Below are 26,061 nucleotides of genomic sequence, written 5' to 3'. Positions count from 1 at the left end.
ATACCACCGGGGGAATCCAGATGGACGTCTTTCAGTTTCGCGAGCACATTGTTGCCGAGTACAAAGAGTTCACTCGCAGCTTCACACGCATCCGAGCTGACGACATTCGGGACTACGTGAATGAACAATACGCCAGCCAGAGATACTGGCCAGAGCCGCTCATTCAAATTAACCCGAACTTCAAGACCGGTGGAACAGTTGAGGAGTTGGTTGCAGCCGGTCAGTTGAGTGCCCAGTGCGCTGACATCTTCCGCCTCGGCAAGTCGCCTTCATCGGCCGGAGTGTCCTTACCACTGCACAAGCATCAAGCGGAAGCCATCAGCTTGGCTGCTGATGGCGAGAGCTATGTGCTGACCACCGGTACAGGTTCCGGCAAATCTCTCAGCTATTTCATTCCCATCGTCGACGCGTGCATCAAGGCTAAAGCCACCGACCCGACGCCCAAGACTAGGGCTATCGTCATCTATCCGATGAACGCCTTGGCCAATTCGCAGTTGGAGGAACTCAAGAAATTTTTGGGTTCGAATCCCGCGGAGCGGGCCGTGACTTTCGGTCGTTATACAGGTCAAGAGTCCGACGACGAGCGACAAGCGATGGCGGCCAACCCGCCAGACATTCTGCTGACCAACTTCATGATGCTCGAGCTGCTGATGACCAGGCAGAACGACATCGACAAGGCCGTCATGCGCAATGCAAAGGGCTTGCGCTTTCTGGTGTTAGATGAGCTCCACACCTACCGGGGTCGACAGGGTGCAGACGTGGCCTTGCTAGTTCGCCGTGTGCGTGAAGCCTTGGCCGAGAACCTTATCTGCATAGGCACATCGGCCACGATGGCCACCGAAGGTACTCAAATGGCGAGAAATGCCGTCGTTGCAGACGTCGCTTCAAGGCTGTTCGGTACGCGCATCTCCGACCGCAATATCATCACAGAGACCCTTCGGCGCACCACGCCCGAAGATGAGACTATCGCGACGGTCGCAACTCGCCTGGGCGACGCCATTCGTGCGGGCGTTCCTGAGACTGCAGACTTTGCATCACTGGCATCTCATCCGGTTTCGGTCTGGGTAGAGCTGACCCTTGGCCTGACCTATGAGGGTGACAAGCCGAGGCGTGCACGCCCACGGACATTGGCAAAGGCCGCAGAGTCGCTGCACGAGACATCAGGGGAATCACTCGAAACCTGCCGGAACTATTTGAGGAAATTCATGCTGCTTGCCTACGCCGTCCAAGACGGAGCAGGCAAATCGCTCTTCGCCTTCAAGCTTCACCAATTCATCGCTGGCGGCGGCAAGGTCTATGCGACGTTGGAAGCACCCCACCATCGCGCCATAACGCTTGATGGTCAGCAGTTTGTGTCTGGCGATGATAGTCGCGTTCGTCGCTATTACCACCTTCACTTCTGTCGAGATTGCGGCCAGGAGTACATGCCCGTTTGGGACGCCGAGAGTTCGGAGGGGCGCACGTTCCACGTGCGCGGGATTGAGGAGCGGCAGCACGACGACGAGGACGTTAGATTTGGCTTCCTGCTGCCTGGTCTGGATAGCTGGGACCCTTCCGACCCCGAGCGATATCCTGAGGGATGGGTGGAGGAGCGTGCGGATGGCGAGTGGCGAGTCAAGGCGGACAAACGCAAGTTCATCCCCCAGGCAATCAATGTGCGTCCTGACGGCGTCGTCACGGATGGTCCGGGCCTGAATGCCTGGTTCATTCCGGGGGCATTCCGTTTTTGCCCGGCGTGCGGCACCACACACACGTCCGGCAAGGATGTTCTACGGCTAACCTCCCTGTCTGGCGAGGGTCGTAGCTCAGCGACCACGATGCTGACCCTGTCAGCACTTCGCTACCTCTACGAGCAGGACCAGCAGTTGGACTTCGATGCGAAGAAGGTCTTGGGCTTTTCCGACAACCGGCAAGACGCAGCGTTGCAGGCGGGGCACTTCAACGACTTTCTGCAAGTTCTTCTGACGCGTTCAGCGTTGCTTTCCGCGGTTGAAAAGTCACCGTCGAATGTATTAAGCGAGAAGGAAGTCGCCAATGCTGTTTTCGAGGCTCTGGGCTTCCACCGTGATGACCCTGGCGTGCGTGCCGAGTACATGCAACAGCCTGAGGTCAAGGGCAACACAAGACGGCAGGTGCAAGAGGCCATGCGCGGCATCCTAGGCTACCGCAGCTACTTCGACCTTCGCCGCGGCTGGCGATTCAACAATCCCAACCTCGAACAGTTGGGGCTGGTCCGCATCGACTATCAGGACATCGACAACCTCGCTTCCGATGGTGACGAATGGGCTGATGCCCCCCCAGTGTTGCAAGCCGCTCGACCCGCCGAGCGCGCCGTTGTTCTAAGAGCTCTGTTCGACTTCATGCGGCAGGGGCTGTGTATTGCCACGCGGTATCTCGACCGTACCGAGCTGGAGCAGCTGCGTACCCAGAGCTACGCCAATCTCTGTGAGCCTTGGGGGTTCACCGAGGACGAGCGCCCGCAGCCCGCCAAGTGGTTCGTCACGACTCGTCCGCGCGAAGAGACGGACCGCAAGGGGCGGCGGTTGGACCTCGACGATTTTCTCGTCGTAGGCTCCAGCCGCTCTCGCCTTGGCAAGGAACTCCGAAAAGGGAGCACTTGGGGTGGTGCGAACCCGTATTACAAGCAAATCAACGACCACACATATCCGGACGTCCTCACTGCGTTATTGAGGGCAGCTGAATCCTACGGTCTGGTGCGCAAAGAAGAAACCGATGTTGGGCTGACAGGCTGGCAGTTGAACGGGTCCGCTCTCGTTTGGACGGCTGGGTCAGGCCAAAGCGCCCGCGAGGCTGACGACAACATCTTTTTCCGGGTGCTGTATCAGAACATCGCTGCGCTTTTGGAGAGCCCTGTTCACCAGCTGTTCGAATTTGAGGCCCGCGAACACACGGCTCAGGTCGAGCAGGAAGACCGGCTGGAGCGGGAGGCCCGGTTCCGCTTCACAGATAAAGACAAGGCCGAATGGCAGGCGAAGAACGGCACGGCTCTCGATTGGTTGCCAGTCCTGTTCTGTTCGCCGACCATGGAATTGGGCGTCGACATATCCTCGCTAAACACAGTGTACATGCGCAACGTCCCGCCCACGCCAGCAAACTACGCTCAGCGCAGTGGCCGTGCCGGTCGAGCAGGACAACCGGCCTTGGTCATTACCTATTGCGCCGCGCAGAGTCCGCACGACCAGTATTACTTCCGTGACCCCGTCCGCATGGTTCATGGCCACGTCAATGCACCTACCCTTGACCTAGCCAATCGCGAGCTTATCAAGAGCCACATGCACGCCATTTGGCTTGCAGAGACAGGCAAGAAGCTTGGCAATAGCGTACGCGACCTGCTGGATATGAACCAGCCGGAGAAGCTCCCCCTCACGGAGGAGATGGCATCCGACCTCGATAAGCCAGAGGCGAAGCAGCGTGCCCACAAGCGCGGCCTCAAGGTGCTGAGCATGCTGAAGGACGAGCTGACCTCACAAATGGCACCGTGGTTCAGTGACGAGTGGGCCGAAACCGTTTTTCAGCGCGCATACATCGAGTTCGACGATGCGCTTCAACGCTGGCGCGACCTCTATCGAGCCACAGCCCAGGCCATCGACCTGAACTTCAAGATTGAGAATAACCCGGCGGCCAACGAACGCGAACGGCGTGAAGCCCAACAGCGGCACAACGAGGCGCGCAAGCAGCGCGACTTGCTGTTGGCCGGCGATAGCGCTTTCAACAGCGATTTTTACACCTATCGCTACATGGCTAGCCAAGGCTTCCTGCCTGGCTACAACTTCCCGCGACTGCCACTGTTGGCCTACTTGCCGGCGCGTCGAGGTCACATCGGGCGCGAGAGCTTCCTATCTCGCCCGCGGTTCCTCGCGCTCGGGGAATTTGGTCCCTATAGCCTTATCTATCACGAGGGTAGTCAATATCGAGTGACCAAGGCGCTGCTGACTATCACCGGCAAGGACCAGGTCAGCGATGGCTCGCGCCTACCCACCGAAGTAGCTCGACTTTGCCCGTCCTGTGGTTACGGTCACTTCCGTTCTCAGCGGGATGCCGACCGCTGCATCTCCTGCGAGGCATCGTTGGGTGGGGCACAAGAGGTCAAGAACCTCTATCGAATCGAAAACGTCTCCACGAAGCGTGCAGAGCGGATTACGGCAAATGAGGAGGAGCGCGTTCGCCAAGGCTACGAGATGCAGACCACGCTGCAGTTTGCTGAGGCTGACGGCAAGCTGCAGATGGTCACCACGGTCGCAAGTGATGAGCAGGGGCCATTGCTGGAGCTACAATATGGCCCGGCAGCTACGGTATGGCGCATGAACTTCGGTTGGCGTCGGCGCAAGGAAAAAACCATCCAGGGCTTCATGATGAACCCCGTCACTGGTCACTGGGTCGGCGGCGTCGATGATGGCAATGGCGAGTCCGAAAGCGAGTCCGATGCACCGCCGGACAAGACGCCGGCCCAGCGTATTGTTCCTTATGTTGAAGACAGACGGAACATCCTGATAGTTCGCCCGCATTGGAACCTAGGAGAGTTGTCTGCGGAAACGCTGACCACCCTGCAGTACGCGCTCAAGCGTGGCGTCGAAGCGGTCTATCAGCTGGAAGAAAGCGAGCTGATGGCCGAGCCTTTGCCCACCCGCGACAACCGGCAGTCCATTCTCTTCTTCGAAGCGGCCGAAGGCGGCGCAGGCGTGCTGACCCGTATCGCTACGGAGGCAACCGCCATGTCGGCTGTAGCCGTGAAGGCCTTGGAGGTGATGCACTTCCTCCCGCCGACGCAAGGCAGTCCTTGGCGACGCGAGACGCTCGCTGAAGAGCTGGACCACGATGCCAATCCGATTTGTGAGGCGGGTTGCTATCGCTGCCTGCTCTCGTATTACAACCAGCCGGACCACACTCTCATCGACCGCAAGGACAGAGATGCTGGCGGCTTGTTGCTGGACATTCTCTGCCGCCTGACACGGGCAAGCACGGTGCAAGGCTCGCAAGGTCGGACGCCGGAACAGCATGACGCTGAATTATCACGAACGGCCGGCAGCAGCCTGGAGAAGACTTGGCTGGTTCATGTCACGGAAAACGGCTATCGCAAGCCAGACCGCGGCCAACACACTATCGCTGCAGCAGGTGCCTGCGCAGACTTTTTCTACGACGACCTCCATTTGGCGGTCTTTATCGACGGCCCGCATCACGATGGTGAGGGGCAGAAGCAAAAGGACATTGAAATCTATCGCAAGCTCGACGCGCTGGGCTACTTGGTTGTGCGGTTCCCCAAAGAGACTGCGGCCTGGCCTAGCATCTTCAAGAGCAACTCGGACCTCTTCGGTCCTGGCAAGAACTAAGACAATATGAACATAGCCCTGCCGGAATTTCTACCGGGAAGCCTGATTTCCGCACGCGGCCGCGAGTGGATAGTGCAGCCCGAGTCCGACGCCACTACATTGCACCTACGTCCCTTGGGCGGAGGTGAGCGCGACGAAACCCTCATTTTCCTTCCCCTGGAACGCCAGCCGGTTCAACCCGCGACGTTCCCGTGGCCTACGGTCGGTCAGGCTCGCAATCACTCGTCCAGCCAGTTATTGTTGGATGCGTTGCAACTCAAGTCACGAAGCGGGGCGGGGCCTTTCCGTAGTTTCGGCAACATCGCGGTTGAGCCTCGTGCGTACCAACTCGTTCCGCTGTTAATGGCTCTGAAGCTGCCCACGGTGCGCCTGCTGATTGCCGACGACGTTGGTATTGGAAAGACCATCGAAGGGGCTCTCATCGCGCGCGAGTTGCTCGACCGGGGAGAAGTCCAGCGTCTGGCCGTGCTCTGTCCGCCACATCTGTGCGAGCAATGGCAACGTGAACTTGCCGAGCGTTTTCACATCCATGCGGTGGTGGTACGTTCAAACACCGCTGACCGGTTAGAGCGTGACCTGCCACCCGGCACCTCCATGTTCGATGCACATCCGTTTACCGTGGTAAGCCTGGACTACATCAAGTCCGAACGTCGGCGCGAAGCATTTCAACGCTTCTGCCCCGAATTCGTAATCGTGGACGAAGCCCACACCTGCACACAGGGCGGCCAAGGAAGACAGCAACGCTACCAGCTACTCAAAGGTCTCGTCGAAGACGCAAATCGTCACATGGTGCTGCTGACGGCCACGCCGCACAGTGGTGACGAAGATGCCTTCTTCAACCTCTTGGGCCTGCTGCGCGCGGATTTTACGCAACTCAAAGACTTGCCAAGCAGCCAGCGCACTGACCTGCGCGAGGAGCTATCGCGCCACTTCGTCCAGCGGCGGCGCCCTGACATCGCCGAGTGGCAAGATACTTCGGTTTTCCCCGACCGAAAGACGGCTGAAGTGACCTACCGCTTGACTGGTGCGTGGGGTCGACTGTTCAACGATGTGCTGACCTATGCCCGCGAACTTGTTGAACGCGCCGAGGGAAAAGGCCTTCGTGAGCAGCGCATGAACTGGTGGGCAGCGCTGGCCTTGCTGCGTTGCATTTCATCGTCGCCTGCCGCCGCTGTCAATTCACTTCGCACACGGCTGTACGGCGTTCAGTCAGATGATGGAGAATCTGAAGCAATGCCCCTCGAAGACTTGGAACTGCAGGCCAGTGACCGAGTGCTGGACGGGGCGGACGATGCACTGTCGACCGATGACATTGAGCCCGCAGCATGGACCGAAGACTCCCAGCGACTCCAAGAGCTTATCGCAGCAGCTGATGCGCTGGCAGGCAGTCAAAACGACCCAAAGCTGGCCAAACTGCAGGAGCACTTGGCTCTGCTGCTGAAAGAAGGCTTCCGGCCCGTCGTATTCTGCCGCTATATCGCCACGGCGCATTACCTTGCAGCTTATCTACGCGACCAATTCAAGACGGCCACGGTCGAGGCCGTGACGGGGGAACTCACACCTGGCGAGCGCGAAGCCGCCGTGGAACAGTTGGGCGAGAGCGAGACCCGCATCTTGGTAGCCACCGACTGCTTATCCGAAGGCATCAACCTCCAGAATCTATTTACAGCAGTCGTCCACTACGACCTCAGCTGGAACCCCACCCGCCACGAACAGCGGGAAGGCCGTGTGGACCGCTTCGGCCAGAAGGCTCGTGAAGTTCGCAGCACCATGCTGTACGGCGAAGACAATCCGGTGGACGGCGCCGTCCTTCAGGTCATCTTGCGCAAGGCTGAAAGCATCCGCAAGGAATTGGGTGTCTTGGTGCCTATGCCCGATGACGAGGGCAAGCTGACGCAGGCGCTACTGAACGCCGTTCTGCTACGCAAGGGGGAGGCCTTCCATGCGCAGTCGCAACTTGACCTGTTTGGCGAGCCCGCCAAACAGATTGAATTGGCGTGGCAAAGCGCCAAGGAAAAGGCGAAACAGAGTCGCTCCATCTTCGCTCAGCGCAGATTGAAGCCTGACGATGTGCTGCCCGAGTGGCGCAAATCGGCCGCAGTATTGGGGGGCGAAGACGATGTTGAGCGTTTTGTCCGCCGAGCAGCTAACAAGTTGGGCGCACCGCTTGAGCCCGTTCGTGGGCACTTCAAGCTCTTGACCGAGTATTTGCCCCAGCCGATTCGCGAACGCCTGAGCGCGGAGGGCATTGAGGGCTCGTTACGCATAGATTTCCATCAGCCCGCTGCACAGGGCGCACTGTTCGTTCACCGCACCCACCCTTTGGTGGTGGCGTTCGCTGACATTCTGCTCGAGCGGGCGCTCGATGCAACAAACGGCGCCAGTGATGACGCCGGAGTCGCTCGTGCCGGTGCTGCGTTCGTCGGGAACGTCCAACTCAAGACTACTGTACTGCTACTACGCATGCGCCACCAACTCAGTGTCACGCACGGCAGTGAGACGCGGCTCATTCTCTGCGAGGAGTCCGTGGCCGTGGCCTCCGAAGGGCCAACGGCGTTTGAGCCGCTATCAGCTGACCAAGCGCGCAACCTGCTGGGGACCGAAGCCACCCGCAACATGCCGTCCGTCCTGCGTGACCGCCAACTGCAAACGGCGCTGGACGCGCTACCTGCATGGCAGCCGCAACTGGACGCCATCGCCAAGGTGCGTGCCCAAGAACTACTGCAAGACCACCGTCGCGTACGCGAGGCCGCTGACGCAAAGGGCACGTACCAGGTCAACGCCAGCCTGCCTGTGGATGTCATGGGCATTTACGTACTCGTCCCGGCCGCTGCAGCTCAAGGTGAAGGGGCCTGAAACTATGGCACGTAAAAAGGTCACTACCCTAGCATATAGTGCCATCCGCATCGAGGGCGGGCTCATTCCCGCAGACGAACTCACCCGCCTGACCACCCTCACTGACCCGGCGTTGACCGAGCAGGCAGAGACGCAGTATCGAATCCCTAAAGGGCTTAAGCTGCGCGATGAGATTGGTCGGGATTTCAAGATTGCCCTAAGCCTGTGGGCAGACTTCTCGGCATTGCGCAAGCGTAGCGATGTCAACGCCTATGAAGTTACCGTGCGAGAGTTTCTGCTGCCTTTGATGCGAGATGTGCTGCACTTCTCAGACATCGAGCGTTATCCAGCCATCGAGAAAAGTGGCCACAGCTATGCGATTGGCTATGCCGCCGAAGGTGGACAGGTGCCCATTGTCTTCGCAGCATATGACCAGTCGCTAGACGCGCCTGCGGAGCGTTTCGGGGAGACCAACCCTGACACGGGAAAGGTTCGTCGACGTAGCCCGTACTTGCTGGCCCAAGAGGCTCTCAACGCCTCCGATGCCGCCCTGTGGGCCATAGTCACCAACGGCTTGACGCTACGTATTCTGCGCGACAATCCCAGCCTTACTCGCCCGGCCTACGTCGAAGTGGACTTGGAGGAGCTCTGCACAGAAGAGCTCCTCCCAGATTTCACAGCGTTCTGGCTGTTGGCGCATGCTAGCCGATTTGGCAGCCCTCCTGGAGAGCCTACTAACTGCGTGTGGGAACGCTGGCGAGCAGCGGGCCAAGAAGCAGGCGCGACAGTAAGGACAAACTTGCGTTACCAGGTGGCCGATGCCTTGCGTGCTCTTGGCACGGGCTTCCTCTCGCATCCTGCCAATGGCGAGCTGCGGGCAGCCTTGCAGCGCCTGGATAGCGAAGATGGCGCGTTGACCCGCCAGGCCTTCTTCGAGGAACTGCTGCGACTGGTCTATAGACTCATCTTTCTGTCCACCATCGAAGACCGAGTCGACAAGACCAACGGGCACCGTCTCATTTTCACGCCTGACGCTTCGGCCCAGGTCCAGCAGCGCTATCTGTCCGGTTATTCGATGACATGGCTGCGGGAGCGCGCGGTGCGACGTAGCGAGCAGGACCGACACTCGGACCTGTGGCACGCACTCACCATCACCTTCGGCGCGTTGGCAAAAGGCGAACCGCATCTTGGTCTACCCGCGCTCGGTGGACTTTTCGATACAGACCAGTGTCCGTGGCTTGATGGCGCGCAGCTGGAAAACCGCTGGTTACTTGCCGCGGTGTTCCAGTTGGGCTGGTTTCGAGCTAACGGCGGTCTGACCCGCGTTAACTACCGCGACATGGGACCGGAAGAACTGGGCAGCGTGTACGAGAGCCTCCTTGAGTTGGACCCTCAACCAACAATGTTGCTTCATCCGGCATCTGCGAGACTGACGTTTACTGGAGATGAGGAAACAGACGCCACCAACCGAGGAAACGCTCGAAAGCTGACCGGCAGCTACTACACCCCGGACAGCCTAGTTCAGGAACTCATCAAGACCGCTCTGGAGCCAGTCATCGCGGAAACGGTTCGCGCCAATCCCGGGCGCCCGGTCGAAGCTCTGCTCAATCTGACCATTTGCGACCCAGCTTGCGGCAGCGGCCATTTCCTGTTGTCCGCTGCCCGGCGTTTGGCAGACGAAGTGGCCGTGCACCGTGCCGCAACAGAGCGAGAGGGCGGAGCCCCCACACCTGTTGACTTCCGCCACGCGCTGCGCGATGTGGTCAGCCACTGCATTTTCGGCGTGGACAAAAACCCGATGGCAATTCAGTTGGCCAAGACTGCACTTTGGCTCGAGGCCTACTCCCCCGACCGCCCTTTGTCGTTCGTCGACCATCACCTGCAAGTGGGCGACGCGTTATTGGGCGTGCTTGACCCAAAGGTGCTTGAGCACGGTATCCCCGACGAAGCCTATACGGCACTCTCAGCCGACGACAAGGCTGTAGCGACCGCTTTGAAGAAGCAGAACAAGGCCGACCTCAAGAGCTGGAAGTCAATCGCTTCTGGCGACCTGTTCACCCAAGCAGGGCTCGCCGCCCGCGGGGTAGCGGTGGAAATGCTTTCTGACGACACCCCCGAGAGCGTTGCAGCCAAGCGAGCCGCATGGCGCGAAGCACAGGCTGTAGCCCAACGCTCAATGCTGGCGCGCTTGGCCGATACATACGTAGCGGCTTTCCTCGCGCCCAAGCTAGCGAACACGGGAGAACGAGTGCCTCTCTCTGGCTATTTGTGGGGTGTGCTTAGCGGTGAAGCACTTAATGCTGACGTGGAGGAAACGGCGGAGCATCTGTGTCAAATGCACAGTGTCTTTCACTGGTGGCTAGCGTTTCCGCAAGTAGCGTCCAAGGGTGGGTTTTCGGTCATGCTGGGCAATCCTCCTTGGGAGCGCATCAAGCTGCAGGAAGAAGAGTTCTTCGCAAGTCGAAGTCCGCTGGTGGCCACTGCCAAGAACAAGGCCGAGCGAAGCCAGCGCATTGAATGGTTGCGCGAAGGGGTGTTGCTCCACAACCTGAATCCCGACCAGGAACGTGCCGAAGGTCTGACACCGCCGAACAAGGCGGAGATGGCGCTATACGAGGCATTTATCGACGCCCGCCGGGGAGCGGAGGCAGCAAGCCTCTTCGCACACGATGGCAGGCGATATCCACTCACCGGTGTGGGCGACGTGAATACCTACGCGCTGTTTGCCGAGACCTTCTTGCAAGCCACGTCGCCGCATGGTCGCGCTGGATTCATCGTGCCGACTGGCATTGCCACGGACGACTCGACCAAGGCGTATTTCGGGCATATCGCATCTAGCGGCAAGCTGACCAGCCTGTACGACTTCGAAAACAGCGAAGCGGTCTTTCCGGCGGTGCACCGCAGCTACAAGTTCTCGCTGCTCACGCTGGGAGCAGCTCACCAAGCCGAGTTCGTTTGCTTTGCCACGCAAGTACCGCAGGTCAAAGACCCGCGTCGCCGCTTCCAGCTGACTTCCAGCGAAATCGCCCTCATCAACCCCAACACTCGCACCTGCCCGATTTTCCGCAGCGAACGCGATGCCGAGCTGACAAAGAAGCTCTACCGCGCTGCCTCCGTGCTAATCCGCGAAGCGCAATTTAGCCACGAGGGAGAACTGCTCGAGGCCGAGGCCAACCCTTGGGGCATCCGTTTCCAGTCCATGCTGCACATGTCTAACGACAGCGGGCTGTTCTTCGACCAGCCCGGCAGCGAAGCCAGTACAGCCGACGCGCCGCGGTGTCTGCCGCTGTACGAGGCCAAGATGATTCACCAGTTTGACCATCGCTGGGCCACTTATGTCGACGCACCCGACAGGCCCGGCGGCGTGGATACTGCCGTCGTGAGCGTTACGGAGAAAGCCGACCCGACCTATGCTGTCCGTCCGCGCTATTGGGTGCCCGAACGCGAAGTGCTGGCCCGCATCGCACGCGTGCCGTCGCGCGTGGCACGTGCTTGGCTTCAGTGGCATGTGGCGGCGGCTCCGGGAGCTGCTCAAGACAGCGCCTTGGCCGAGCTGTTATTGGCCCTGGCCGCCTGGGTAGCCGGCGAACTCTTCGCGCGTGCGGCTGGCGAGCCCGAGGTAGCAAAACAAACAGGACAGTCCTATTGGCCACAACAACGTGCGTTGCCGTATATTGCGCCCGTCGAAGCGCAGCTCAAAGCCCGCTTCGGGTCCCTGTCCAAGGCCCTGCTGGGCACTGGCCTGACCACAAAGAAGGCCTTGGCCGAGTTCCCCAAGTGGGCGACACAGAACCATGACATACGCCTGTCGGACGCAGAACTTAATGCCTTGGACGATGCCTTGAAGCAGCCCAGTTTGGTGAGCGCATTGCTGAATCTGTTGGATACGTGGATGGACCAACGCAGCCCACAATGGTTGATGGGTTGGCGCGATATTTGCCGAAATACAGACGTTCGTACGTTGATTGCCGGTGCTACTCCAAGGACGGCAATGGTCGGCGACTTCCCCTGCATCAACGTAGGCCCTCAAGTTGGAAAGGCATACGCTGCCGCGTTGCTTGCCAATCTCAATGCCCTGCCGCTTGACTATGTGGCTCGCCAGAAAGTCAGTGGTGCTCATCTAAAGTTTTTTCATATGCGCCAGCTTCCTATATTGCGGCCTGATTGCTACAACCCGACCGACAGTCGGTTCATCATTTCTCGCGTCCTTGAACTCACCTATACCGCATACGACCTGCGCCCCTGGGCCGACGACCTAGCCGCCTATGACTCGCGGCCTGCTGCCGAACGCAACCGGCCCTTCGCATGGAACCCTGAGCGCCGCGCCCAACTGCGCGCCGAGCTAGACGCTTACTATGCGCGCCTCTACGACTTGACCCGCGATGAGCTGCGCTACATTCTCGACCCCGCCGACGTGATGGGCTCTGACTACCCGAGCGAAACATTCCGCGTGCTCAAGAATAGTGAGATGCGGGAGTTCGGCGAGTACCGCACCCAGCGCCTTGTGCTGTCGGCTTGGGACAGCCTTGAGAGAGGCGAGGCTCACTGACATGCTTACCCACCTGACCCTCAACAATTTTAAGATTTGGCGTGCCACGGGCCGAATGCAGCTTGCGCCGCTGACGATGGTGTTCGGCACCAACTCCTCGGGCAAGTCCAGTCTTATTCAGAGCCTGTTGCTGCTGCGCCAGACCGTGAAGGGCGAGGACCCAAACCTGGACCTGAATTTCGGTAATCCAGACAGCGGCGACTCCGTCGTGCTGGGGCAGTTTGCAGATGTGTTGTGCCGACACGGAGTTGCCACCGAGACGGTCAAGGCCAAACAGATTGGAATTGAGTTTGGCTGGCGGGCCGGGGCACTGGGCACAGAGGCTGGAACGTTCACGGCCCGGTATGTACAAGGCCGCGGTGGCAGTGCCGATTTGGCCTACCTGCGCATCGGCAGCGCGGGGCGGGGTTTCACGGCGCAGTTGGGGCGGCATGGCGCCTACAAGTTGCTGCCGGAGAGCGCGCGGTACTGGTCCAAGCAGTCTCCAGCATTCAAGCCGGTGCGGTCGTTCTCGTTCTCGCATGCAGCGGTGCAAACGCTTGGTGCTGAAGGGGACCGTGTCTTGTCAGTGGGCCCTTTGCTGCTGGAAGAACTGGCTCGGGTCATCTACCTAGGGCCCGTTCGGCGTTTGGCCCGACGCGACTATATCTGGAACGGCCGCACACCCGGTTCTATCGGTGACGATGGTGCCCGGGCCGTCGACGCCCTGATTGCGAGCGGTGTGGCCAAACAAGATGCGACCAAGCGTCGCTTGCCTCCTCCGGCCGCCGCTGTGCTGTTCAACGACACCATCCATTGGCTGCGTCGCATGGGTCTAGCGGACGACCTGCAGGTGCGCCAGCTAGGGCGGTCTGCGCGCTATGAACTGCTGGTGATGAACAACGGCGAGCCGTCCAACCTGAAAGATGTGGGTGTCGGGGTGTCTCAGGTCTTGCCAGTGGTGGTCGCGGCACTCTTTGCCGAGCGAGGCAGCATCGTCATTGTAGAAGAACCCGAGAGCCACTTGCACCCAGTGGCGCAAACACAATTAGCCGAGATGCTGGCTTCGGTCAGTCAGGACCGTGGCGTCCAGTTCATCGTTGAGACGCACTCAGAACAGCTTCTGCGCCGTATGCAGACCCTGGTAGCGCGCGAAACGGTAAAAACCAACGACCTTTGCATGTATTTTGTTGAACGCGAGGGAAATGCGGCCAAGCTGCAATGGCTCGAGGTAGACCCGTTCGGAACCATCAGGCCTTGGCCGGAACACTTTTTCGGGGATTCGGTTGGCGAGGCAAGAGAACAGGCCAAAGCGCGCGCGGAGCGCATGAGGAGGGCCGCGAACAATGCCTGAAAGTCGCGTGATTGACACTAACGTTCTAATAGTGGCCAGTGCTGCACACACCACCTCACCTTTTCCGGAAGACGGTACGCCCATCAAGGAACCAGAGCTACGCGAACGAGTGCTAAGCTGGATGGAGGCATTTGAGAGTGACCCCGAGCGCCATGCAGTGCTGGATTGGGATTGGCACATCTGCACGGAGTATCGGAAAAAGCTTACAAACCAGGACTACGGCTGGCTCGCACTAATGCGAAAGCGAGACCAGAGCGAGGTGACATGGGTTGGTATAGAAGTCGATGAGCATGGTCACGCCATGCTACCGCCAGACTTGGCGGCCAAGGTGACTGACTTGGAGGACCGGAAAATGGTCGCGTCTGTTATTGCGGTGGGAGACGATGTTCGCCCCTGCAAGCTCACCAATGCCTGCGATACCGACTGGTTAGACTGCGCCGACGCCTTGACCGCTGCAGGCGTGGAAACCGAACATCTTCTCGAGGACTGGTTGTACGAGAAGTGGAACGAAAAGAAGGCGAAGAAGCCGTGAAGGAACTGTTCCGCTTCCCACACACTCCGCATCTCCTTTGGCTTGGTGATGGTGAACCAAGAGACGATAAGGTGCTCTCGCCTGGGGAGGCGCGCAAGCTGTTGGCGTCCGATGTGGTCGTCGAGGAGAAGCTTGACGGTGCCAATCTGGGATTTTCGGTCTCTGCAGAAGGGCAGCTCCTAGCTCAGAACCGCAGCCACTACTTGGCGGCGCCCTACCCTGGCCAGTTCAGCCGGTTGCGCTCTTGGATTCCCGCGCACGAGGAAGAGTTTATCGAGGCACTGGGTTCAGAGCTCATTGCCTTCGGCGAATGGTGTGCAGCACGGCATTCACTGACCTACGACCAATTGCCAGATTGGTGGTTGCTTTTTGATATCTACGACCGGATTGAACGGCGATTCTGGTCAACCGCGAGACGCAATCATTGGGCGAGCAACCTGGGAATATCCACCGTGCCAACACTCGACAAAGGCAAGCTCTCGCTCAGCAATCTAAAGCAAATGCTACAGGGTGGCAGGAGCGCGTTTTCAACGGGTCCGCTGGAAGGAGTGGTGGTCCGCACTGAAGATGACGCCTGGCTCAATGCCAGGGCTAAACTGGTTCGCGAAGACTTCACACAGCACATAGACAGCCACTGGCGCACCCGCGCGCTTGAGTGGAACAGACTGAGTAAGATTGAGTGACCGATACAAAACGTAATCAGGGGACAAGGCATGACGCCGCTAGAACGCCTTCGACTTGAGAAGGCCGCTGCGGACTGCGGCTTTGAGCGCACGCCATTGCTGTTGAACGATGGAGCAATGGAACTGCGCTCCGCGCAGTTTCCCGAAGCGGTTGTGGTGAACGTCGAGGGAGACGGATATCGGGTCTCGGCGTCGGTTGCGGCCCTACTGGATAGTGCTGATGCCAATGTTGTCATCGCCCCCAACCTCGACCTACTCTACGCTACGCTGCAGCGCGCTTCGGCCATTGCGACAACCATGCCGAACCGTGTAGCGGACCAGTTCCGACGCGCGAAGAAGCATCTGCCGCAAACTACCGAGGCGGAGCGCTTGGTAGTACAGCGAGTGGGGCAGGACCTGTTTCGATATGCGCTGATGGACTACTGGCAAGGGCGTTGTTGTGTCACGGGCCTCGCCGTACCTCCCTTATTGCGAGCTTCACATATCAAACCTTGGGCCAAATGCTTGAGCGACGACGAAAGGTTGGACGTGTTCAACGGGCTTCTGCTAGCTCCCCACATTGACGCACTGTTCGACGGCGGGTGGGTTTCATTCTCTGACTCGGGCCGCCTGCTCGTGTCCGAGGCTTTGCCATCTGTCGCCAGGGCGCAACTAGGAGTGTCTTCAGAATGGACCATTCGTAACCTCAAGCCGGCCCATGCGCCATACCTGACATTCCACCGAACCACCGAACTTCGCAAGCTATCTTGAAGTCGCGGAGATATCGCGCCCTTTAATGTACGGGCGACGCGCCGATTCATCCATACTCCGCAGTTGCGGATTCCGTGTGGACCCTTTCACAATTCGACCTTGCATGAAAAAAGAAGAGAAATTCTTAACCGCCACTTTGGTAGCAGCGTTGACGTCCGCCGGCACATTATTTGTCGCAATGATGTATGCGAGTGGCCAGGCATTTCGCTCAGGTTATCTGGACGCGTACGGTCTTTATGAAGCGCTAATGCCGTGGACACCGCAGCAGATGATGTTCTTCGGATTTCAGCAAAGCGCTTACAAGGACTTCCTGCTTCTGGTGGGCTTCGGAGTGTATTTGGGGCTTGTATATGCTCTTGTGACCGCCGCGGAGCATCTGGGTCGTCGAGCAGCAGCGAAACGGAAGAACTTAACTGTCGACACAGATAACTATTTCAGAAGCGTTGCCGAGCGGAAGTTCTCGCCGATGATAGTGACGGCAGGCATATTGCTGGCCGCTGCTGCGTTCGTGTTAGTCCTTTGGGCATTCATTTCAGCCGAAGCCGCCCAAGGAAGACAAATCGCTCTGGACGAGCGGACGTCTATAGACCGGCTGCAGTGCATTGGAAAGGTCGGTCAGGGCATGGCGTACGCAAGGATTTCCCGCAGCGTCGGAGCTGGCAAGCCCCAAACGATAGAAGGATATGTTGTCACTTGCGACTCACACGCATGTGCTCTCTACCCCGGCGCTCCCTCGGCGCAGCAGGTTTCAGTTGTGACGCTCGATAACCTACTTAGCTTCACAACATGGATTCCATCCTCACACTGCGCGCCTCACTCGCCCTTATCAAATTGAGCACTGAGTGTCCGGTGATTTCCATCAAGCATTTGTGTCAACAGCGGTTAAAGAGTTAGTGGCAAAATTTATAACGTTTCTCGACCTCGACGTTCGATGTATGATTTGACGGCGCTCTTAGTCCCTGTGGGCGAATCGCGCGCGCCGGTCGTCGATATAGACGCAACCGACACTCGCTGATTCCGGCGCTGTTGGCGTTTCTAAACGTCCACTCCCGCTCTTTTTGTCGGCCGGTTTCCGCAGGCCGGCGTCAGACGCGATAAGCAAATAAGCTGGAGCCACTGGATGGGAGAGCATCCTAGGCACAGACGGTCCACAAAAAGACGTGGTGAAAATGTGAGTGCGCAAAACGACAGCTCGGACGCCGAGGACAGTGGCACAAACGCAGACGTTTGGGCCACCCTGCTTACCGACCCGGAAATCAACGAAAGCGGTGGCGAAGAAACCAACGATGGCGTCGATTTCGCCCGATATTGGGCAATGTATTTGCTGGTCGCACTCGAGCGGGCAAAGCAAAATGATTATGCGTTGCTTTTTGAGTATATCCAGGACGTGGCGTTACTCGACAGCGCCGACGCGCCATCGTCGGCCGCGTTATTCCAGTTGAAGAAACGGGACCGGAAGGACTGGTCGATAGCGTCCCTATGTAAGCGTGTTGATGTGGACACGGTCGACAACACGCAACCTGCAGTGGGCTCGAAAGGTCAGGCCGAGTTGTTCGCTTCGACGGATGCCGAACACGAGCAGCATCCACCGGTTGCACCCAACAAATCGAAGCGTCGTGGTACCACGAGACTGCGCGGGCAGTCACCTCTCGGGAAACTCTACCTCGGTGTCGCCAAGCTTCCGCCCACTGTTGAAGCAATTGGCGCCTTCGTTTCGAACGCGCCGTTGAGCGCGAAATTGCCAAGCGGTTCTGCGCCGCCGCTACATTCATCCCTACGCTTCGACTCTCTATGCGATTCAGATACGGCGGATATCAGTGCTCGCCTAAGGAAAGAGCTCGGCTTACAAGGGCTTTCGCACATGCCGAAACTTGCATTCGAGCATACGAAGCTACAGCCGTCGACGATGCGCGAAACAGTGCGTGGAGCTCTGGGTGAATTGCTTGTTGACGAACTCAATCTCCCCGATACGTCGGGACAGCTGGTGTCCAAGCTGCTTGACTCATTCTCGCGTCTCGGCGGAAAGAAGCGGATTCTATCCTCCCTTCAGGATATCGTTTCCGAGAAGGGCTTCACCAAAAAGGCATTCTCACGACTGCTAGAGTCAGCATCCACTGCCAGCGATTTCGGTGTTGAAATTGAGAAAATGGTTTCGGACTTGAAGGGTGAAGGGATGCCGCCCAAGGAAGCGAACAGAATTGCCGACGCTGCTCGACGCATCGCGATTCGATTCATTCACATGCCCGAACAGAGGGATACGCTGTGCTGGCAGGAGGCTTTACGATTTGCGCGTAGCGCCGACGCGACGAACGAAACATATCGCGCCATGCTTGAAATATCCTGCGGCCAGCTTTCGTCGCTGCTAGATTCGCGCGGTGCGGGTGACATCTCGTCGACGGACATCAAGGCTGTTGCATTGCTAGCGAATATCCATGTCAAAAACGAATCTCAGACGCCTAGTGCGTAACCTCCGGAAGAAGAACAATGAAAAGCTTGCGATTCGTCAAGCTCTCGCTCTTGTCCGAGAGCGAAATGAAGGCAAGGACCATCCAATTCGGGGAAACAAAAACGGTGCTGGTGGGGGGTAACCATACCGGTAAGTCCACGGCGTTACGTCACCTCTTCGCAGTTTTTGGATGTGAGACCCGCTCGATGGGCAAAGTCTGGGACTCGCAGACCCATGCAGCCGTCGACTTTGAACTTGAAGACCACCAGTACCGTATGCTGCGGGCCGGGGACCTTTTCGCGCTCTTTACCGCGGGCGAGTTGCTATGGGCAACGCGAAGCAAGGGCGCCTTGCGCGACAAGCTCTCCGAATTGTTTGACTTCGTTCTGCCGCTGACCACAAAGTCGGAAGGCGTCAAGCTCGCGCGTCCGAGCCTATTTTTCCTTCCGTTTTTCATCGACCAGGACGGAAGCTGGGACGCCGGTTGGAATACGTTTCTTCGTTTAAACGAATTCCAATTGTGGCAAAAACCGACCATTGAGCTCGCCCTGGATATCCGCTCATCAGCGTACTGGAAAGCCTTCAGCGAACTCTCCGAGGAGCGCCGCGCCGGTGAGGCACTCGCGCAAGAGCATAGCGTCCTCAAGAAGGCGCGCGAAAATCTCTCGGAACTTTTCCCGCGCAAGCCTTGGTTTGTCGACGGGATTGCATTCAGACGCGAACTGCGGGAATTGGAAAGTCAGGCGTCTGACTTGAGCGAACGCCAAGACAAACTACGTGCAGAGCTGACCGAAGTCACAACAGCAAGAGATGTCCTCATCACTCAATTGAGCCTTCTCGAGGAAGCGCTCAGGGACCATCAACAGGACATGGTCTTTCTGGACGAACACTCGACGGAGAACGAATTGGTCTGCCCGACGTGCGGAACGCATCATGCGGCGAGTTTTCACCAGCGCCTTGAATTGGATGCAGAAGCAGACGATTTGCGTCAGGTCCGGGCTCGGATGAAGGTCTCACTGCGCCGCGAGGAGAAACGTCTCGAAGACCTGGCTCGCGCCCTGCTGGTCGTCGATAGCAAGGCCGCAGAACTCGACAAGCTTCTCGCGGAACAAAAGGGCAGCATGAGTTTGCGCGAAATAGTGAATCGCGCCGGCACGGAGCGAGCGCATTTTGCCTTCGAAAGCCAAGAGGCGCGCTTGAACGAATCTATCGGAGCGAACGTCGGACAACAGCGATTGCTTGAAATGCAGCTGGCGTCGTTAAGCGATGCGAAGCGCGCCAAGTCCATTCGCGCGACTTTCAATGCGCTGTACGCCCAATTTGCGCGCGAACTTGAGGTACCCCCGTCGCTCCAAAGCCGTCGCGGCGAAGTGAACGCGCGTCCCAAAGAAGGCGGCAGTGGCGGTCCGAGAGCGATTTTGGCCTACTACTTCGCCTTGTCCCACACAGCGGCCCGATTTGCTAACGGCTACATACCACCACTAGTCATCGACTCGCCGCATCCGAAGGCACAGGACGAACTCAATCGCCCGCTCGTGACCAAATTCATCCTGCGAAACGCAGTGGAAGGTCAGCAGGTCATTGTCGGCCTTGAAGAACCGCCACCCGAAGACGTCTCCTTGAAGGGTAGCGGCGAGCAACGCGTCGATTTGACTGAAAAGTTCAAGCTTCTTCGCGAGGAACAATACAACAACGTCGGACGCTGGCTGTTTCCGCAGATTCTAAAGGCGCAACAGGCAAGAAAACTCGAGGCCCCTTAACAAGCTAAGCCGCTACACGCGCCACCGGGATTGTTCCGTTACGGCAACGTGCAACCAAGGGAAATAAATCTCACGGACATCAGCGTGACCATTGCCCTCGCATGCTTGTTCGCTGGTGATGTCGCGTGACCGCGCCCCGGCGGTCACCACGATGCCCACATCCTGATACGGCACACCACCATCTCGTCACGTGACGACGAGCGGACTGAAGTGACGAATTCTGACTGCGTCGCAGCCGCCGCCGTCAAGCCCCGCAATCAGCCTTCCCGCCAAAACCCAGCGTGATACACAGCTCAGACTTCGCCGGTCACCGGGGCGTCACTCACTCTGAGCGGCGACCGGACCAGTCGGCCAGCCCGCCTGCGGCTCGGGCAGATAGTCGCTCAGCTGGTCAGCCATATCGCCCGCACGCTCCAGCTCCTCCGCGAGCGTCGTCACCTGTGCCCAGATGGCCGGTGTGCGCAGGGCCTCGACCGTCACCCGGACGAGATGCCCGAGCGTTCCCGGCGGCAACAGCTGCGATATCCCGTCGGCCACCGCCAAGTCGTGCTCGAACTCGGCGTCGGCCCGGGCCACCTCCATCTCGAATGCACGCTGCGTGTAGACGTACGCGGCAACCGAGCCCGCCAGTCTGCTGCACGCGCACGCCCGGACGAGACGACGCCACTCTTCAAGATTTTCACCCGGGGATTTCGGCGGCTGACCTTTCAGCTCGACGCTACGCGCCTGTTCAACGAGCCGCTCGAATCCCTCGCGGTCACCGATGAACTGCTCCGCCTCGTCATCCCATTGGACGTGCATAGTTACCGACGGTGCGTCCGACGCTTCGCAGACACCAAACAGGTCAACTTCCTCACGACCTTTACGTGGTTGATAGTGCCACGACGTGCTGCCGGTCGGAGCAACGGCCACGCGATAGACGTGTGCGCCCCCGAGGGCATGGATAATAGCGCGCCCGGCTTCACGAAAGCAGACAGCACGGCGGTGTTCTTGGGTCAGTTCAGGCATGGCGGCAAAGGTTCCTGCTGTTGAAGTTGCACAAAAAATACATATCACCCACTCCTTTATCGGCACGCTCCGCCCATCCTGAAGCCTGGAGGTCAACTAGCTGGCGTCAGCCCGCGCCCGTGCGTCACCCATCCCCAAGGTGTCCATAGATAGGGCGAAACAAATAGCTCGCCACTTTCGGCGTCTACCCACCCGCCGCCCATGAATCGGCATACAGTGCTACCGAAGGGCAGCAGTGTCTGCAGCCACCGAGGGAGCCCCGCGCGCTGCACAGCAGCCCTACCGCTATCATCCAGTCCGCCATAGCCGAAAAGGCGGGTGGCTTTGGGAATCCGCGCCACGCAGTTGAACTTGGCCATGTAACGGCCCCAGCGCTTGACCTGCCTGCAGCATTCGGTCCATGTCGAGCCCCACGGCCACCATTGCGCCAGCTTCTGCTTGTCGAGGATGAAGTCCCGCGGTAGCCAGAGCATCAGGTGATAGTGGAGCCGCCCTTCGCGCTCGAGAACCCACGTGTAGGGCAGCGTATGGCCGCGCCGCTTCAGGACCTTACGTAGGCGTTCAAGGAAAGCACTGATGTGCCGCGAGCAGAACTCTCCGTTGTCCTCGAACGTCAGCGTCAGCGCAACAGCACGAAGGCGCGCCGCTCTTGCCTGGAGACGTTGCTCCTGGATAGCTCGCAACAACCTCTTCCGCGCTCGGGATTTTCGTCTTTTGTTGGCGGGCGTCGCACTTGTTCCAGTCTTTCTGACAAGTTCAGCGAAGCGGGTGGCAGATGCTGCAGTACGTGCTTGACGGCTCGCCGCCGTCGGTGAAGAAGAACACATGGCACACCTCGTGTGTGTGCCGCTTCAGCCAGATAGCTGTCCTCAGTAATGAAATATGTCCTCCGCGTGCTGAAATGCGGCAGGTTAAAACATATTCCGCCCACGCTCGACCGTTGCGGAGCATAGGCGTGCGAATCCGGGGCCGCTCTGGCGTTTCAATGCTTCAGACCACTGTTGCCAGGCGACCCGCCATTCAGCAGGAAACGCTTATGCGCCTTGACTGACAAGCTGCTGGACATCGCTGGCCCGCCACGCAACACAGCGAGGGCCAAGTGAAACCGGTTGCGGATAGCGGCCGCTTTTCACTCCCGCATACCAGGTGGCACGGGAAACGGGAACAAGCGCCAGCACCGCCGGAAGCCGCAAAAGATGGTCTGGCCTGGTTTGCGCAAGACTATCGAGCGCCGGCGCTGCGGGGAGGCGCAAAAGAGCGTCATGCTGAGTTGGCATGAAACTATCTCCAGAATAGAAACCGTAAAGATGTCGCTGTCCACGGCCAGGCCGTGGAAAAGCGGTTTGAATTTTCCCCATCGGCTGCCGGCCTCGGGCTTGCCGGCAGCTGTGGTCGATGACCGGCGCAAGACGTCAGGCCCCGCCGCCACGCTAGCCGTCAGGCGGGTTGACCGTCGGCGCACATCTCGTCGTCGACACCTTTGCGCAGGCGGTCCAGATAGTCCGCCCAATCCTGCATCATCTGTCGCCTGACGGTGAGAAATTTCGTGCGGTTGTAGGCGTCCCCCAGCGGGTCAGGAACGCGGTGAGCCAGCTGATGCTCAATCGCCTCCGCCGCGAAGCCCAGACCTTCGTGCAGGATGGTCCGCGCCATCGCGCGGAAGCCGTGTCCCGTGTGTTGCGCGCGGGTGCTGTAACCTGCGCGACGCAGGGCAGCGTTCACCGTGCCGCCAGACATCGGCTTCTTCCTGTCCGCGACCCCGGGGAAGACGTACTCGTGGCGTCCGGTAAGCCGATGCAACTCACGCAGGATGGCGATGACCTGCGTCGCCAGCGGAACCAGATGAAGAACAGGATTGGAACCAGCGCCAGCATCCCCTTCCCGCTTTTCCGGAATGTAATTCCACTCCCCCCCGTCCAGGTCGATGTCCTTCCAGCGCATCGTCCGGAGCTCGCCCGGCCGACAGAAGACGTAGGGCGCAATCCTCAGGGCGCATTTGACCGGGAAGGTTGCAGTGACCGACTCCAGCGCACGAAGCAAGGGTCCGACGTCCGCCGGGTCAGTCACGGCCGCAAAGTGACCCGGCCTGGCCGGTGCCAACGCGCCGCCCAGGTGGACGGTGGGGTTGTTCTGGGCCCGGCCGCAGGCGACGGCGTAGTTGAACACCTGGGAACAGTTCTGTTTCGCCCGGTGTGCGGTGTCTTTGGCGCCGCGGTCCTCGATGCGTCGAAGGCAGGCCAGCACCTCGGGTGCGGTGATGGCCGCGATGGGCCGCTTGCCCAGCCACGGGAAAATGTCGTTCTCGAGACGCGCAATCACCTTGTCCCGGTGCGACTGTGCCTTGCTGGACATCAGCCGCGCGAACCAGTCGCGCGCGACGGCCTCAAAAGTATTGGCGGCATTTTCGAGCTTCGCGGCCTCGCTGGCTTGTCTATCGGCGCTCGGGTCCACGTCATCGCTGAGGAGCTCGCGCGCAGCGTTCCGTTTTTTCCGCGCCTTTTCCAGGCCGGTTTCCGGGTACTTGCCAAACGAGATTCGCTTCTCCTTGCCCGCGAAGCGGTACTTCAACCGCCAGAGCTTCGCCCCCCCGGGGGTCACTTCGAGGTACAGGCCCAACGAGTCGTACATCCGATACGGTTTGTGACGCGGCTTCGCGTTCTTGATGGCGACGTCCGTGAGCGGACGGTGGGCGCTGCGCTCAACGGCAACCGGATGTTGAACAGGGAACAGCGCCACGACATTGGTCGGGCGCACAACGGAGTCATGCAGGGTTTGCATTGACTATCTCCATGTAAAGCAAACAGCCCCTGGAGATATGTCCTCAATGCACGGGCCGGCCGTGCAGGTACTGCCTCACAATTTTTCCTGGAAGCTGCGGGAGCAGGGCTTGCCGGCAGCTTGTCGTCCAGTGACGACAGAGGAAATATTGCCCGCCGCCATACGCACCGTCAAGCGCTTTTTGTACGATTTTTTTCGATTTTATTGGAGTTTATCGCCAGTTAGAACCGAGTTTTCGCGAAGTTCATCCAAAAAGTCCGCCCATTTCTGCATCATTTTTCTCCTCTCCTCGAGAAATTTCGTGCGGTTGTAGGCGGTGCCGAGCGGGTCGGGGACGCGATGCGCCAGCTGATGCTCGATGACTTCTGGCCGGATGCCGAGCCGCTCGTGCAGGATGGTGCGAGCCATCGCCCGGAAGCCGTGCCCGGTCTGCTCGTCACGCGTGCTGATACCTGCACGTCGCAGGGCAACGTTGACGGTGTTGCCCGACATCGGCTGCGTCTTGTCGTGTCGGCCCGGGAAGACGTAGTCCCACCGCCCCGTCAGCGGCTGTAACTCGCGCAGGATGGCGACGACCTGGGATGCCAGCGGAACCAGATGGGGCGTTTGTGTCTTGCGCACGATATAGCGCCATTCCCCTGCGTCGAGATGGACCTCATCCCAGCGCATCGAACGCAATTCGATTGGCCGGCAAAACAGATATGGCGCCAGCCTGAGCGCGCACTTGACGGGAAAGGTGGCGTCCACATTGTCCATCTTGCGCAGCAGCGGGCCCACCATCTCGGGTTCGGTTACAGCAGCAAAGTGCCCGGGTCTTGCTGGTGGCAGGGCACCTCGGAGATGCTCGGCCGGGTTGCTGTGTGCCTTGCCGGTAATCACGGCGTACCGGAAAACCGCGGAGCAGTTCTGCATCGCGCGATGCGCCGTGTCGCGGGCACCGCGCTGCTCAATGCGCCGCAGGCATGCGAGGATTTCCGGTGCGGTGATGTCAGATATCGGTCGCTTGCCGACCCACGGGAAGAGGTCGTTCTCGAGCCGCGCAAGGACCTTGTCCTTGTGCGATTTCGCCTTGTCGGCCATCATGCGCTCGAACCATTCACGCGCGACCGCTTCGAAGTTGTTGGCCGCACTGGCGAGCCGCGCCGCCCTGGTGGCCTTCCTGTGTTCACTCGGGTCGGTGTCGTCCGCCAGAAGTTTGCGCGCCTCGTCACGCTTTTCCCGTGCATCTTTCAGACTGACTTCCGGATACCGTCCGAACGACAGCCGTTTCTCCTTGCCGTCGAAACGGTACTTCAGCCGCCAGAGCTTCGACCCGCCTGGCGTGACCTCGATATACAGGCCGCCCCCGTCCCAGATACGCTGGGTTTTGCCAGTGGCTCTGGCGTTCCTGATGGCGACATCGGTGAGGGCCATTTGGGGGCATCCCGGGCCGGAGGCAGAGGCCCATGCCCCATATGCTGCCCCGACTTTCGCCAAAATGCCACCGGATGTCGTTGGACGAACCTGGACGTAAAAAAAGCCGGAAGCCTTATGGGATAAGGGGTTTCCGGCCTTGCTGGATTTCGTCAGACTTCAGTTTGGTGGAGCGGAGGAGGATCGAACTCCCGACCTTCGCATTGCGAACGCGACGCTCTCCCAGCTGAGCTACCGCCCCACGACTCACCGATTCTAGCACGACGAAAAATTACTGTGCCAGAGCACAAAACCCCATTACTTCGACGGCGCCCCAGCCAGCACCCAATCGACTACAGTGCGAATATCGGCATCGTTCATCGCGGGATGAGCGGGCATGGGAATCGCGCCCCAGACTCCGGAACCGCCATCCTTAACCTTCTTCGAAAGTAAAGCCCCAGCCCCAGCATTCCCCTTGTACTTCTCAGCCACCTGCTGAAACGAAGGCCCGACCAGCTTCCGATCAACTGCATGGCATCCCATACAAGCATTAGCCCGAGCGATCGCGAGCCCACGCGACGGCGCATCGGCTGCATGGGCTGCGCTAACAAACCCAGCCAAAACCAAACCACCCATCACCGCCCGAA

The 26,061-nt window shown here is 59.3% G+C and carries 16 protein-coding genes and 1 tRNA gene; 10 read left to right on the top strand and 7 right to left on the bottom strand.

Annotated features, from left to right (window positions below):
* Positions 1-20: 20 nt before the first annotated feature.
* The 10 genes from C2L64_RS00735 to C2L64_RS00690 all read left to right on the top strand — a co-directional run bounded on the left by C2L64_RS00735 (position 21) and on the right by C2L64_RS00690 (position 20,236).
* Positions 21-5,348: a DEAD/DEAH box helicase gene (locus C2L64_RS00735; protein WP_090834887.1), complete on the top strand. Its 5,328-nt coding sequence runs from the start codon at positions 21-23 to the stop codon at positions 5,346-5,348.
* Positions 5,349-5,354: 6 nt separating this feature from the next.
* Entirely contained in the window at positions 5,355-8,204 is a 2,850-nt protein-coding gene (locus C2L64_RS00730; RefSeq protein WP_090834886.1) for a helicase-related protein, read from the top strand.
* Positions 8,205-8,208: 4 nt separating this feature from the next.
* Complete coding sequence (locus tag C2L64_RS00725) at positions 8,209-12,732, top strand: Eco57I restriction-modification methylase domain-containing protein (RefSeq protein WP_090835036.1); 4,524 nt, start codon at positions 8,209-8,211, stop codon at positions 12,730-12,732.
* 1 nt (position 12,733) lies between these two features.
* Positions 12,734-14,065: an AAA family ATPase gene (locus C2L64_RS00720; RefSeq protein WP_090834885.1), complete on the top strand. Its 1,332-nt coding sequence runs from the start codon at positions 12,734-12,736 to the stop codon at positions 14,063-14,065.
* Complete coding sequence (locus tag C2L64_RS00715) at positions 14,058-14,597, top strand: hypothetical protein (protein ID WP_090834884.1); 540 nt, start codon at positions 14,058-14,060, stop codon at positions 14,595-14,597. Before C2L64_RS00720 ends, C2L64_RS00715 begins: the two co-directional genes overlap by 8 nt.
* Positions 14,594-15,280: an RNA ligase family protein gene (locus tag C2L64_RS00710; RefSeq protein WP_090834883.1), complete on the top strand. Its 687-nt coding sequence runs from the start codon at positions 14,594-14,596 to the stop codon at positions 15,278-15,280. The genes C2L64_RS00715 and C2L64_RS00710 overlap by 4 nt, the downstream gene beginning before the upstream one ends.
* Before the next feature lie 30 nt (positions 15,281-15,310).
* A complete protein-coding gene (locus C2L64_RS00705) occupies positions 15,311-16,030 on the top strand; it encodes an HNH endonuclease (protein ID WP_090834882.1) in 720 nt (239 codons plus the stop codon).
* Between the two features lie 103 nt (positions 16,031-16,133).
* Positions 16,134-16,865, top strand: coding sequence for a hypothetical protein (locus C2L64_RS00700; protein ID WP_090834881.1), 732 nt, complete (start codon positions 16,134-16,136; stop codon positions 16,863-16,865).
* Positions 16,866-17,201: 336 nt separating this feature from the next.
* A complete protein-coding gene (locus C2L64_RS00695) occupies positions 17,202-18,497 on the top strand; it encodes a dsDNA nuclease domain-containing protein (protein WP_158660479.1) in 1,296 nt (431 codons plus the stop codon).
* Between the two features lie 17 nt (positions 18,498-18,514).
* Positions 18,515-20,236 (top strand): coiled-coil domain-containing protein, encoded by a 1,722-nt coding sequence (locus tag C2L64_RS00690; protein WP_090834879.1) that lies wholly within the window; start codon positions 18,515-18,517, stop codon positions 20,234-20,236.
* 318 nt (positions 20,237-20,554) lie between these two features.
* Here C2L64_RS00690 and C2L64_RS00685 read toward each other — a convergent pair whose 3' ends face one another.
* The 7 genes from C2L64_RS00685 to C2L64_RS00655 form a co-directional block, all read right to left on the bottom strand.
* A complete protein-coding gene (locus C2L64_RS00685) occupies positions 20,555-21,244 on the bottom strand; it encodes a hypothetical protein (RefSeq protein WP_090834878.1) in 690 nt (229 codons plus the stop codon).
* A gap of 92 nt (positions 21,245-21,336) precedes the next feature.
* Positions 21,337-21,927, bottom strand: a complete 591-nt coding sequence (locus tag C2L64_RS00680) for a rolling circle replication-associated protein (protein ID WP_244144479.1) — start codon at positions 21,925-21,927, stop codon at positions 21,337-21,339.
* Positions 21,928-22,278: 351 nt separating this feature from the next.
* Entirely contained in the window at positions 22,279-22,521 is a 243-nt protein-coding gene (locus C2L64_RS00675; RefSeq protein ID WP_090834876.1) for a helix-turn-helix transcriptional regulator, read from the bottom strand.
* 160 nt (positions 22,522-22,681) lie between these two features.
* The gene (locus C2L64_RS00670) at positions 22,682-23,872 is read right to left on the bottom strand and encodes a tyrosine-type recombinase/integrase (RefSeq protein WP_244144489.1); all 1,191 of its coding nucleotides are present in this window, start codon (positions 23,870-23,872) and stop codon (positions 22,682-22,684) included.
* A 351-nt stretch (positions 23,873-24,223) separates the two neighbouring features.
* Positions 24,224-25,435: a tyrosine-type recombinase/integrase gene (locus C2L64_RS00665; protein ID WP_090834874.1), complete on the bottom strand. Its 1,212-nt coding sequence runs from the start codon at positions 25,433-25,435 to the stop codon at positions 24,224-24,226.
* Positions 25,436-25,600: 165 nt separating this feature from the next.
* Positions 25,601-25,676: transfer RNA gene (locus tag C2L64_RS00660), tRNA-Ala, on the bottom strand.
* 56 nt (positions 25,677-25,732) lie between these two features.
* Entirely contained in the window at positions 25,733-26,050 is a 318-nt protein-coding gene (locus C2L64_RS00655) for a c-type cytochrome (protein WP_407671774.1), read from the bottom strand.
* Between the last annotated feature and the right edge of the window lie 11 nt (positions 26,051-26,061).

It is taken from the genome of Paraburkholderia hospita (assembly GCF_002902965.1).
Taxonomy (GTDB): Bacteria; Pseudomonadota; Gammaproteobacteria; order Burkholderiales; family Burkholderiaceae; genus Paraburkholderia; species Paraburkholderia hospita.
Note: the sequence above shows the minus strand (reverse complement) of the source record. Positions and strands in the feature narration are given on the sequence as shown.